This window comes from Paraburkholderia sp. 2C, assembly GCF_054589215.1.
In genome coordinates this window covers 1-11,779 of record NZ_BAAILL010000028.1, presented here as the reverse complement: position 1 = coordinate 11,779, position 11,779 = coordinate 1, and the positions used below count along the sequence as shown (strand labels likewise).

At 59.6% G+C, this 11,779-nt stretch carries 11 protein-coding genes; 5 read left to right on the top strand and 6 right to left on the bottom strand.

Going from position 1 to position 11,779, the window contains the following annotated elements:
• Together ACYPXD_RS06465 and ACYPXD_RS06460 are read right to left on the bottom strand one after the other, a co-directional pair.
• On the bottom strand, window positions 1-182 hold a 182-nt coding region (locus tag ACYPXD_RS06465; protein WP_459708760.1), incomplete at its 3' end, for a hypothetical protein.
• Between the two features lie 765 nt (window positions 183-947).
• Window positions 948-1,931, bottom strand: a complete 984-nt coding sequence (locus tag ACYPXD_RS06460) for a methyltransferase (protein WP_459708767.1) — start codon at window positions 1,929-1,931, stop codon at window positions 948-950.
• 514 nt (window positions 1,932-2,445) lie between these two features.
• Between ACYPXD_RS06460 and ACYPXD_RS06455 the strand changes: the two genes are divergently transcribed.
• Together ACYPXD_RS06455 and ACYPXD_RS06450 are read left to right on the top strand one after the other, a co-directional pair.
• Window positions 2,446-3,480 (top strand): GlxA family transcriptional regulator, encoded by a 1,035-nt coding sequence (locus ACYPXD_RS06455; RefSeq protein WP_459708758.1) that lies wholly within the window; start codon window positions 2,446-2,448, stop codon window positions 3,478-3,480.
• A 317-nt stretch (window positions 3,481-3,797) separates the two neighbouring features.
• Window positions 3,798-5,216: an undecaprenyl-phosphate glucose phosphotransferase gene (locus ACYPXD_RS06450; protein WP_459708756.1), complete on the top strand. Its 1,419-nt coding sequence runs from the start codon at window positions 3,798-3,800 to the stop codon at window positions 5,214-5,216.
• 146 nt (window positions 5,217-5,362) lie between these two features.
• On the opposite strand, the gene ACYPXD_RS06445 is transcribed toward ACYPXD_RS06450, so the two are convergent.
• Entirely contained in the window at window positions 5,363-5,608 is a 246-nt protein-coding gene (locus ACYPXD_RS06445) for a flagellar transcriptional regulator FlhD (protein WP_459708754.1), read from the bottom strand.
• A 367-nt stretch (window positions 5,609-5,975) separates the two neighbouring features.
• Here ACYPXD_RS06445 and ACYPXD_RS06440 point away from each other — a divergent pair, with 367 nt between their 5' ends.
• Window positions 5,976-6,779: a helix-turn-helix domain-containing protein gene (locus ACYPXD_RS06440; protein ID WP_459708751.1), complete on the top strand. Its 804-nt coding sequence runs from the start codon at window positions 5,976-5,978 to the stop codon at window positions 6,777-6,779.
• A gap of 46 nt (window positions 6,780-6,825) precedes the next feature.
• Here the strand turns inward: ACYPXD_RS06440 and ACYPXD_RS06435 are convergent, their stop codons facing one another.
• Entirely contained in the window at window positions 6,826-7,818 is a 993-nt protein-coding gene (locus ACYPXD_RS06435; RefSeq protein ID WP_459708765.1) for a GlxA family transcriptional regulator, read from the bottom strand.
• 672 nt (window positions 7,819-8,490) lie between these two features.
• Between ACYPXD_RS06435 and ACYPXD_RS06430 the strand changes: the two genes are divergently transcribed.
• Window positions 8,491-8,688 carry a hypothetical protein gene (locus ACYPXD_RS06430; protein WP_459708749.1) on the top strand — a complete coding sequence of 66 codons (198 nt, stop codon included), beginning with the start codon at window positions 8,491-8,493 and terminating at the stop codon, window positions 8,686-8,688.
• 55 nt (window positions 8,689-8,743) lie between these two features.
• On the opposite strand, the gene ACYPXD_RS06425 is transcribed toward ACYPXD_RS06430, so the two are convergent.
• Complete coding sequence (locus tag ACYPXD_RS06425) at window positions 8,744-10,201, bottom strand: hypothetical protein (protein WP_459708747.1); 1,458 nt, start codon at window positions 10,199-10,201, stop codon at window positions 8,744-8,746.
• Window positions 10,202-10,222: 21 nt separating this feature from the next.
• Window positions 10,223-11,254, bottom strand: a complete 1,032-nt coding sequence (locus tag ACYPXD_RS06420) for an acyltransferase family protein (RefSeq protein ID WP_459708745.1) — start codon at window positions 11,252-11,254, stop codon at window positions 10,223-10,225.
• Between the two features lie 375 nt (window positions 11,255-11,629).
• Here ACYPXD_RS06420 and ACYPXD_RS06415 point away from each other — a divergent pair.
• A partial coding sequence (locus ACYPXD_RS06415; RefSeq protein ID WP_459708762.1) for a sugar phosphate nucleotidyltransferase occupies window positions 11,630-11,779 on the top strand: 150 nt, incomplete at its 3' end.

The following is an 11,779-nucleotide window of genomic DNA, read 5'->3' as shown; positions in this document are numbered from 1 at the left end:
ACGAACGCGGGGACGTCGGGAACCGGCGCGCTATCGACGAAACTCTGGTCCGCCGGCGGCGGCGGCGCCGATGCATTCGTGCTGCTGTTGTTATTGCCGTCGCCGCCCCCGCATGCGGAAAGCAATAGCACGCCAGACATCAGCGACGTATGCAGGCCAAAGCGTATTTTCCGGGAAAACATGTAGTCAGACTCCTCATTTATTCAACGAAAATCAATAAAGGCGGGAGTCTATGCATCTTGCATGACAAAAAAGTTACCGACCTCCTCGAAAATTCGAGCACAAGCCATTGCAGCTCTTCATGCATCGACGATTTGAAAAGTGCTATGAAAGAGGTGGGCGCGCCAGTCTGGCTGGCACGAGCAATTCAATGAACCCGAAGAGAAAAGAAAGCATCGCTGATGTCGTTTTCAACGAATTTTCAGGGGGCTCGCCAGCCGCACCTGACCGCTGGCTTCCCCTTGACTATCGGCGACTTCCCACAATGAGGCGAGCGCACTGATACGCGGTGGACGCGACCTTGCGGCGGCAAGCTAACGCAAAGTGATTCACAATTCAATGCGTTTGACGAATTGGAAACAATAACTGGATTTGTGAATGGTGATAAAAATACAGATAATTCTATACATCCGCAGGGCATGATGATTTCACCGTTAATTCATATCATCGTTACTTCGCATTTTCATTCGCTTGTGCGCAACCGGTTTGTTCTTTATCAAGGCATAAATCCAATAATTCATTTGACTCAACGATGGACTTTCGTTTTCGTGAATTATCTGATCACCGACTGAATCGCACAAAGCGTTTTAACTCTTCCAGACAAGATTGCGTGTACTAGAAACGACCAACCAGAACCACAAGAGCGGGCGTCGATGCGGGCACCATCCGGCGCACAACGCGCGCATGGGCGAGTCGCCCGTCACCACTGGCGACTCACCCATGTTCGTTCACTCAGCTATCGCTTCGATCAGCACGAATGGCGTCGACGTCGGTTTGACAGCAGTGAAACGAAAGCCCGCGGCATCGAACAACGCCTGAAATTCCTCCAGACTGCGCTCCTTGCCACCGAGCACGACCATCATGGTCAGGTCCATCAGCGGCGCGAGGCCGGGGGTTCCGACTGCACCCATCAACACCTCGGCCACCACCATGCGTCCGCCGGGGTTGATGGCGCGTCTGCAGTTTCTCAGAATGGCCAGGCATGCATCGTCATTCCAGTCGTGCAGGATCAACTTCAACAGGTACAAATCGGCTGGCGGAACGGGGTCGCTAAAGAAATCGCCGGCGACAACCGCGAAGCGATCCTGCAGGCCGAGTTCGTGCGCCGCTTCGACCGCCGCGGGAACCGCAGCGGGAAGATCGAACACCGCGCCGCGCAGAGCCGGGTTGACCGCCATCAGTGCATGAATGAAGGTACCGCTTGCACCACCGACATCGACCGCGACCTCGACTGCTTGCGTGTCGACGAGGGATGCGGCATCGCGGTTGAAGATTATCGAACTGCTCTTCATCGCATCCGCGAAGGCAGCGACTTCGACAGGGGAGTCTCCCAGATGTTCCCACGCGCTGCGGCCTAGCGTGGCGACCGCCTGCGGCTCGCCGGTCCTGATCGCTTCGCTGAAGTGCCCCCACGGCAGCCAGTGGCTCGCGGAAGCCTGAATCAGGGCCAGTCCTCGCATCGAGACAGGATTGTCCTTGCGCAGGGTATTGAGCAACGAGGTCGCCGCAAATTTCGAATGTCCATCGTAGGTCAACAGTTTCAGCGAGGCGCAAGCGCGCATAAAGCGAAATGTCGCCTCGACGTCGAGGGACTCGGCGACCGCGATGCTTTCCGCTGTGGCGGGCCCTTGTGCAAGGTGTTCGGGTAGCGAGTACAACGCTGCGGCACGAATGATCTGCGAGACGTTGAAGCCGAAGATCAACCTGAACATTTCCGCATGATCGTTGCCGACACCGAACAGTTCGCGCGTATCTGACGTAACCTGGGTGCTCTCGATATTTTCCATGGATGGAAAACTCTCCTGTTTTGCGCATCATCCGTTTCAGGCTGACCGAATGTGCGCGTTGCCTGCCGCTCCCGATGAGCGGACTCGCGAGAAGGCAAACACACAACTGCCATCGACTATTCCCGCATCGACACCGCCTGCTTTCTTCCGTCTCTCGCCCTCGCATCGCTTCCGACGGCTCATCCGTTAAACGAAGTTGCTTTCGGGCCGGCGCGGTACGCCGCCCCAGGGACATGGCAAGACGGTTACAGCTGGAAAATGACTTGTGCCGCCAGGGAAAGAGTCCGGGTATCCGATGGAAATGTCGCTCCTGTCATTCATCCGTCGTTCCCGCAACGGCCAAAACATGGTGCCGTTCAGCCATGAACGCATGGTTCGCGACGGCGGCTCGCTAGACTCCATCGCTCGTATCGGAGCCTGAGCACCAGCCAGTTCACACATGAACGACACGACTTCTGAGCGATCTGCCGGACATCGCGGTCCGCATCAGAAACATGCGTTCGGACAACGAAAAGGGATCGACGCGCAGTGGCATATAGCGGTCCTGGTTTTTCCGGCATTTTCGTCGCTGGACGTCGCCATCATCGATCAGATATTTCACTACGCGAACAGGCTCAACGGCATAAGCGAGCGCCGCTATCGGGTCCGGCTGCTGTCGGTTAGCGGCGGACTCGTCAGGGGTACGGCTAAGATGCAGGTGTGGAGCGAGGTTGCCGCGTCGTCGCCGTTGGACATCGTGTTCGTCGTGGGCGGGGACGGCGTGGGCGCCGCATCGCGCGATACGCGCCTGCTTGGCTGGATCCGGGAAACGTATCGTCAAGGTGCGCTCGTGATCGGCGTTGCCGAAGGGCGCAGGCTGATCGAGGCAGCGGACGTCCCGCCTGCTGACGTGACAGGCGGGCTCAGATCGCTGTTCCGGCACGGTCATCGCGCAACCGGGAATACCGATGTCGCCGCGCGTGTGCATGATATTTACGACCCCGGTGGGGCGCTCTTCAGCGCGCTATCGATCGTGAGCCGCGACCTTGGAACGCCGAGAGCCCAGGAAGTGGGCGAGCGCGTCATACCCGATTCGAGTCGCCGGTTGTCCGCGTTTCCCGGCGAGCCAAGCGAAGACATGCGGCGCGACAAGATGCGCGAAGCGGCAGACTGGATTGAGCAGAACTGCAACAGACCGATTACGGTCGCGGACATTTCCCAATTCGCGCTGATGAGCAAGCGGACGCTGCTACGGCACTTTACGCAGGTCATCGGCACCACGCCCTCCGACTATCTGCTCAACGCGCGTTTCGAGCTCGCCTGCCGCTTGCTGATCTCCACCGCGCTGCCGATCGACAAGGTAGCGAGACGTTGCGGATTCAGCAGCGGCATGGCGCTCGCAAAACTGTTCCGGCGACGCCTGTCGGTGTCCGCAAGTGAATATCGTGCGACCGCCCGCTCGCAGCAAAGCAGCGCCGCTCACGAGCGGTCCTAGCTCCGCCACGTTATATGCGTTGGATAACGAATTACATGTCATCCGGCGCCGCGCCGCCAACATATGGTTCTTTTCGGTCACGTCAATTTTGACAGGAAGGCCGATCAGTATGATTCGAACCACTCAATTCACATGACGCATCAGTCACGGGGAGTATCGAAGTGAGTCGGCTCAGTGCGGATCCGGCCGCCGTGGCCCACGGCGAAGTCATACTGCCCATCGGGAGAAGGCGCGCATGCGCCTTTGTTCGCAATCACATCAACGCGCGAATGGCGCGGCGCTCGAGCAGCGCGCACGTGCGGACTTAGGAGCGCGTCATGCAGGCCGATATACTTCAGCGTGGGGCGAGGGCGCGTAACGATTTCACCGGCTTCGTCGCAAGAGTGGCCGATGTCGCGACGATTGCAGGGATGGCCGAGTTAGCCGCGCAGGCGCGCTTCGGCAGCCTGCTTACGCAAGGGACACTCGATGCGCTCTTTGTCGCTTTTTCGATTGCATGCGCACTGGCGTTGATGCCGGCCTTCGGTGTGTATCAATCATGGCGGGGCCGCCCAACGATGCAGCTTGTGCAGCGCGTGCTGCTCGCATGGATGTGCGTGCAGGCCGGCTGCGTTCTGCTGATCTTTTCGCTGCACTATGCAAGCGATGTGTCGCGCCAGTGGTTCGGGTACTGGACCGTCGCCGGCGGCGCCGCGCTGATCGGCACGCGCATGGTCGCCTATGCGATATTGAGCCGGCTGCGTCACGCGGGCCTCAATCAGCGCCTTGTTGCGCTGGTCGGCGAAGGCACGCATTGCGAAGGCGTGCTGCGCAAGATCGATGCCGTGCGGGGCAGCGGCTTTCGGCCTGCGGCGCTATTCGACTCGCAAGGAAACGCGCGTGGCGCGGCGCATGGGTTACGTGTTTTCGCCGACTTCGATGCGTTCGTCGACTATGTACGGGCCGCCGGCATTCAGGAATTGTGGCTTGCGCTGCCGCTCTCCGAGCAGCCCACAATCTTGCGCTTTCTCGACACCTTCCGCGACGAGTTGATCAACATCCGTCTCGTGCCGGATGTGCGCGGCCTTGCATTATTCGAAAGCGGACTTGTCGAGCTGGCCGGTTCGCCGGCAATCAACCTCGCCGCTTCGCCGCTCTCGCCGGCCGCACTCGCTCAGAAAGCGCTGTTCGATCGCGTGTTCGCGGCGGGTGTGCTGCTTGCGCTGGCGCCGCTCTTTGCGGCGATCGCGTTGGCCGTCAAGTTTTCGTCGCCGGGCCCCGTGTTCTTCCGGCAACGTCGCAAGGGCGCGGATGGCCGCGTATTTCGCATTTACAAGTTCCGCTCGATGCGGGTTCATCAACAGACGCATGGCGTCGTGCAGCAGGCGACGCGCTCGGATCCGCGCATTACGCGGGTCGGCGCATTCCTGCGCCGCACCAGCCTCGACGAGCTGCCGCAGTTTATCAATGTGCTGCGCGGCGAGATGTCCGTGGTCGGCCCACGGCCGCACGCAATCGAACACGACGAGCTGTACGGCAAGCTGATCGACCGATATATCCATCGCTACCGGATCAAACCGGGTATCACGGGCTGGGCACAGGTGAATGGATATCGCGGCGAAACCGACCGGATCGAAAAGATGCAACGCCGTGTCGAACACGACCTCTACTATCTGTGCAACTGGTCGCTTGTGCTGGATATGAGAATCGTGGCCGCCACGATAATCAAGGGCTTCATTCACCACAACGCGTATTGACCGGCGACACAGCGCGATGCAGCGCCGCGGGACTTGGAAGACCGGGCGCGCGGCGCGGTGGCGATAGGCTGCCGGGCGCGTCGTACGACGCTGGCGCGGAAATGTTCGGTGGTTCAGTGCGCGTTCAAGGCACCGTCAATGCGCGCTCAATGCAGGATGCTCGCGAAGATCGAGGCCGGTCCCGTATGCAGCTGGCAAACCAGTTCCACCGATGTCGCGAGCGCATCGATCTCGGACGGCGTCAAATTGCCGATCAGGGTCGTCATATCGTCCGAGAAGCCGAACATATGTTGGCCATTGCGGCGGTCTTCGAGAATCAGTCGCTGCGCGAGGCGGAGATAAGCACGGTTCCAGTCACTGATCTCATCGTGCAGGTCTTCGTCGTTCGACATGGGAGCGGCGTGTGAAAGGGTGGGCGTGTGAAAGGGTGGTATTCGCGGCATCGGTAGCGCCCGCAAGTGCTTTCGTACGTACCGATATAGACATCCTTAATAGTTTAGCGATCCGGATTGATTGCGGGCGCCAAAAGTATGGCGGATTCGGTCAACACGAAAACAGGCAAGCTGATCTGGACCTCAACCGTCAAGACCTGGCGTCATTCCGCCACCGTGCCGACGGGCTGCCGCGCCTTTTGTAACATTGATATTGCAAGACGGACATGTCTTGTTGCAATGCGCTTTATCGCGCGGCGCGGCGCAAACGGGGTCGATGAAGGAGACGCGGCAATAAGCGCGGATGCAGCCTACCCAGCATGAAAAATTGAAAACTATAGGCATCACAGTATTCGACGGCTTCGCCTTGCCCGAAATTGCGCGCATCGTCGAGTCGTTCGAGTGTGCGAACGAATTGAGCCAGTACGGCCAGCCCGATCCGGACTGCTACAACGTCCGCCTGTTTTCGAGCCTCGGAGGGCGTATCGCCAGTTCGTCCGCCGTCCTCGTCTGGACCGAAAGCATCGAGACCGGGCGGCAGCTCGATGACCTGCATGCGCTCTTCGTCGCCGGCGGGCCGGGCGTCAGCCACGCGCTGCGCGACGACGTATTGCTCGCGTGGTTGCGTCGCGCCTGTGCGTTGACCGGATATGTCTTCCCGGTCGACGAAGGGCGCCTGCTGCTCGATGCAGCCGGACTCGGGCGAGACACGGGATCGAGGCCCAGAATGAGCGCACTGCTCGCGCAGTTCGTCCCCAATCCGTTCGCCGATATCGTTCGTCGCAACGAGACGAACAACGTGAGCGAGAAGATCCAGTCGTCGGCGCGCTGGCTCGAAGCAAACGGCCATCGGCAGGTCGGCGTGGACGAAGCCGCCCGCATGGCGCAGATGAGCGAGCGCAATTTCCTGCGACGGTTCAAGGCGGAACTCGGCGTGACCCCTTCGGATTATCTCCTTTACGTGAGGCTCGACATGTCGTGCCGGATGCTTGCGGAAACAACCTTGCCGGTCGGCAGTATCGCGCGGCGTTGCGGCATCGGCAGCGGAGGGCGGCTTGCGAAGCTGTTCCGCAAGCACCTCGGCAAGACGCCCACCGCCTACCGGGCCAATCATCGGCGGCTCGGCGCATAGCGGAGCGGCTGTGCCGCTCGCGAGGCCGGGCGCACGCTGCCGACGCTCAGGTCGCGGTTCTTGATGCCTCGCGGCCCATCCGGTATTCGGTCGGCGTAGTCGAAAGATACTTCCTGAAGAGCTTGGCCAATTGGCCGCCGCTGCCGATGCCGCAGCGGCGCGCAATCTTGTCTACCGGCAGGCGCGATTCCACGAGCAAGCGGCAACTCATGTTCAAACGCGCGCGCAGCAGATAGTCGGACGGCGTGATGCCCATCTCGCTCTTGAAGCGCCGCAGGAAATTCCGCTCGCTCATCGCCGCCACTTGCGCTGCGTCGTCGATCGAGATCGGCTGGTCGACGTTCGCCTCGAGCCAGCGCGCGGATTCCATGATCTTCTCGCTGATATGCGGCACCTTTCGCCCGTTGATCGGCGAGGCGAACGGCGTCTTGTGCTCGGGTACGACCGATTCCGAAACCAGCCGGGCGAGCTCCGCACCGAGATCGTGCTTGACGATTCGCAACGCAGTATCGACTGCGCCGGGTGGCTCGCCAAACGGTCTTCGCGGATAGGCGTCAAGCCATTCGTGGCTCACTTCGAAGAGCGGCCGGTCGCGACTCGCGAAACCCGCTGCCTCGAGAATCTGATGGCCCTCCTGAATGGAATGAACGATTTCGCTGGACGAATGCCTGCGGCGCAGCCAATCTCTTAGCCGTTCGTCCCGGCATGCTTGTTGCGCACCTGTGCCACCCGCGACGAAAAGCATATGCACGTCACTCGTCTCCCGGTAGCTATCAACACTCTCGGTCCAGACAAACACGGAAGACGAACTGGCAATGCGGCCGCCGGCGGCCGACCATAGCGAAACGTCATAGCGCGAACGCCCAATCGGTCTCGGCGCCGCGAGCGCGTTGGCTTTCTGAAACACCTCGATAATCGCGGCGATCCCCGGCAACGCAAAGCCGTTAAAGAGGGCAATATCGATGCGTGTGGTTCTGTCCACGTTGGGCTGAGCGATGCTTTGCCGCAACGCATGTGACGCGGTTCGATCCAACTCCATTTGTTTTCCCCGAGTAATCAAGACTCCCAGAGCTTTTTGCTCCGCTCTGTGTTTATTGTGTCGACGCATCCTATCCAAACGGTTCTACTGCCGTTATTGCATGGCCGATTAGGTCAAGACATTGGCCGCTCGAGACACAGTTGGCAATATGTACACCGAACTTCCATGCATTTTGAGTTCGATGTGAATGGATATAGTGCTGGAATCGGCCAAATCAAAACAATGCCGTGGCATTGTGAAGAAAATACAATGTAGCAAGGTGTGCTTGGTAACTGTACCAGCGACGATATTAATTTCGGCAAAGTGAAGATGCGCAAACGATTGCGCACTCAAATAAATATAAAATGCATCGGATTCTTTACTAATATTTTTATATTGAGATAACGCAGGAAAGAGCGGTATTGATCGAATGCGGCCATGCCGGCGCCATGCCGCGGCATTCTCGATTCGGACAATATGTTGCCGCTGACCGCCAAACGGATATGTCCGATTTCGCGCTCGCTAGAATGGCGCCTGGTCACTCGAAGGAGACGGGCGCGAGCGCGTTTTCTTCGGGCTTCTTGCCCGCCGCGCCCCCCGCCGGCGGGCCTTTTTCGTCCTCGCCTGGGAATCGCGGCAAACCAGGCGCTGCGCAACACTAAAGAAGATTGGTGTCGGGCCGATAATGCATTCATGCACCGACAAGACATTCAGAGAATCGTCGACGCCGCGCACGAAACCGCCGACGCCATTGTCGGCGCCCGCGCGTGGAAGACGGCGGAGGATGCGAGCGACATGCGAGACGTGATCTTTTGGGATCTGCTCGCGAAGCAGCTGCCGGAGATGACGGTGGCGCAAATCGTGTCGGAACTCGATCGCAGTCTCGACTGATGCCGCGCCGGCGCGCCCGACTTAGCGCGCGAAACGCTTAGTCACGAAGGCAGGTTCAAGGCGCACGGCTCAGAGCACGGCTTGGGCGGCCGCGTCCGGTGCGCGGCCACTTCAGGGCAAAGCCGATTGGCAAACCGAACAGAAGCACCCAGCGAATCACGTAGTAGACGAGCACGTTCGAGTCGAATAGAAAGTAAAGGAACGGCATCGGCCACAACACGGCGGCGAGTGCGGTCCAGCGCCGCGACGCATTGGCGACGCTGTTGAGGATCACCAGCAGCCACGCCGGAATCAGGAACGACAGCACAAATCCCGCCAGACCGAAATTCACCAGAAACTCGCCGGGCATACCGAACAGCAGCGTGGTTTTTTCAAGCGTGCCGCGTTCGACCGCTTTCACAATGTCGGTCTTTTCCTCGGCGAACGTGTCGGGCTTGTCCTGCCAGACGGCGGTGGGAATGATCGACGCAAGCGCGCCGACGAAGCTTCGGCCCATCGCAAGCGTATAGGCCGGCTTGCTGATCTCGTTGATCGCGACCGTCTGGACATCGAAGCGCGATAGATCACGGAACAGAAACGAACTCAACGGTCCCATGCTCAGATCGAGATCGCGTTGCTCCGCGAAGCGTTCGGGCAGTTTCCCCAGCTCGGAGTAACCGAGACCTAGCTTCAATGGGATCAGCAGGATGCCCGCCAGCAGAACACCGATCCCGAAGAGGCGAGCCTTTGCGGCGCTAATCGGCTGAACGAAGCCGTGATAGATGAACAGGGCGAAGACGAGCACGAACACGATGCCCTGGCGGCTGCCCGCTATGCCGGCCGAAAGCCACCCCAGAACACCGAGCTGTACGAACGCGAGTATCGTGAATAGCCAGTTCCGGCGCCGGCGCACGGTCAGACAGACGAACACCCACAGCGGCGACGTGTTCGCCAGTGCCTGAACGACACCGAGCCCGCGGAACGGGTCATATTCGGTGCCGTTGCTTTCGAGACGGGTGTCGTACAACTGGGCAATGCGCGAATATCCGCCGAGCTTCACATAGATAAATGCCAGCGCGCATAGCGACAGGGCCGCAAACAGATAAGCGGGAATGCCGGCTTGCGCGGTGCGGCCGGTTTTTGAAGGCCGTTCAACGAGCGCACGGCTCTTTGCGTCCAGCACGAGTTTGGCTAGCGTAATGCCGAAAATGCAGAGCAGGTACCAAACGATGACCGGTGCGCTGTCTTGCGGATAGAGCTTCAGGTAAATCTCGTCACCGGCCAGCAATTGCCAAAGCGGAAAGATGCCAAAAAAGAAAAACAGGAAAAACCGGAACCATCGGACCGTTTGATTGCGTGGCCTGATCGCCAGGATTGCAACGATCAATAGCGCGTTCAATACGATGGTCAATGCATGAGCGCGCTCCGTGTAAAGGACGAAAAACACGATTGCACACAGCACGCCGGTGACGAGCGTCGCTGCCAGCGGGTGAACTCGCCGCTGCCGCGCGACAATACGTTGGAGAGGGGTCATGGGCGAGGCTTCGGGCACCTGCTACAAGCGTTGATCGGCGGGTTGAACGACGCGCCTGAGTCGTCGCAGCGTGGTCTTTGCATACCGGTTGAGATTGAGCTCCAGAACCGAATAGCACGCGTATCCGACGATCAAGGCGACCAGACAGAGGAGCGCGACCGACACGGCGGCGTCGCGCTGAATGCCGAAATGCCGGACTGCGAATCCCGCACTGGCAAGCGCGAACGGATGCGAGAGATACAGCGAATACGACGCATCGCCGAGCGCGCAGCACGCTCGCACGACGACGCTACGCGAAACGGAGCGGATCACGGGTTCGCTGCCGGCCACCGCACAGAAGATCAGCATGAACGGCATGCCATAGGTCAGCACGCGATTCATGCGCAGATCGAACGCACTCAGGCCCACCAGCGCAAGCAGTCCCACGGTCAGCAGAAGCACATTGCAGAGCGGCCGGCATACGGTGCTGCGCAAATACAGATAGGCGCCGATCCCCATGACGAACTCGAGCAGCAATGGGTCGGTCAGAAACCGGGCCGTGAAATCAGCGGGTCTGGCGACTATGCCCAGCACAACCAGCCCGAACATGACTGCACTGACGAAGAGCAGTCGGCCGCGAAGCGCAAAGCGCAGCGAAGCGGCGAACACGATGTAAAACCAGAACTCGTAGCTAAGCGTCCATCCTGTCTGGATCAAAAACTTGGCGCCGGTCGGAAAGAGCACGAATGACCCGAACACGTCGGTCACTCCGCCACTGCTGTTGACGAGAGCCGGATGCGCAACATAGGCCGCCAACGCGACCAGCGTCAGTGTCCAGTAAAGAGGAACGATCCGCAGCAGTCTTGCTGAAAGAAACTCGCGAGCGGTGATTCGCCTGCCCGCGGTGACGTGGCACATGATGAACCCGGAGATGATGAAGAACAGATCCACCCCTGATCCGCCGAGTTCCCATACGCTGCCGTCGCCGGACAGCTGACCCTGTTTGTGCACGGCGTGGCAAACCACGACCAGCACGGCCGCGATCGCCCGCAATATCTGAACGGAAAGCAACATCTGTGAGCCCGAAGAGGTTCCTGTTGAGCGATTGGCGACGCGGTCTTAATGTGCGACGCAGCCGGATATTACGCATACGAAGTCGAAACATGGCTTTGCGGCGCTTTTCGACCAGACGTTGTCGGCTCCGAACCCATTCATGCGAGGCGCGCCTGCCAAGCGGGTGCGATGAACGTTGAATCGCTTTCCTGACTATTTCGCTTCCGACGCCTCAGGTCGCATTACCAAAAATGCCAAAACGTGGTGCGGTTCGGCCACGCTGCGGCGGGCCCACGGTGCTTCAACTACGCTACGCGCCGGTCGTGCAGAAATTGACGACAGCTCCGGCCATCGGGTGCGGAACGGGACGAATTCACAGGATGCAATGGATTACTCATGCTCAACGTTACTAAAGCGGTCTTTCCCGTCGCGGGCCTCGGCACACGGTTTCTCCCGGCAACCAAGGCAAGCCCGAAGGAAATGCTGCCGATCGTCGACAAGCCGTTGATCCAGTACGCAGTGGAAGAAGCGATGGCAGCAGGCATC

Coding starts and splice junctions, on each gene's coding strand:
- ACYPXD_RS06445 (WP_459708754.1), bottom strand. CDS start 5,608: ATGTCGAACGACGAAGACCTGCACGATGAGATCAGTGACTGGAACCGT.
- ACYPXD_RS06425 (WP_459708747.1), bottom strand. CDS start 10,201: ATGACCCCTCTCCAACGTATTGTCGCGCGGCAGCGGCGAGTTCACCCG.
- ACYPXD_RS06435 (WP_459708765.1), bottom strand. CDS start 7,818: ATGGAGTTGGATCGAACCGCGTCACATGCGTTGCGGCAAAGCATCGCT.
- ACYPXD_RS06450 (WP_459708756.1), top strand. CDS start 3,798: ATGCAGGCCGATATACTTCAGCGTGGGGCGAGGGCGCGTAACGATTTC.
- ACYPXD_RS06460 (WP_459708767.1), bottom strand. CDS start 1,931: ATGTTCAGGTTGATCTTCGGCTTCAACGTCTCGCAGATCATTCGTGCC.
- ACYPXD_RS06430 (WP_459708749.1), top strand. CDS start 8,491: ATGCACCGACAAGACATTCAGAGAATCGTCGACGCCGCGCACGAAACC.
- ACYPXD_RS06455 (WP_459708758.1), top strand. CDS start 2,446: ATGAACGACACGACTTCTGAGCGATCTGCCGGACATCGCGGTCCGCAT.
- ACYPXD_RS06420 (WP_459708745.1), bottom strand. CDS start 11,254: ATGTTGCTTTCCGTTCAGATATTGCGGGCGATCGCGGCCGTGCTGGTC.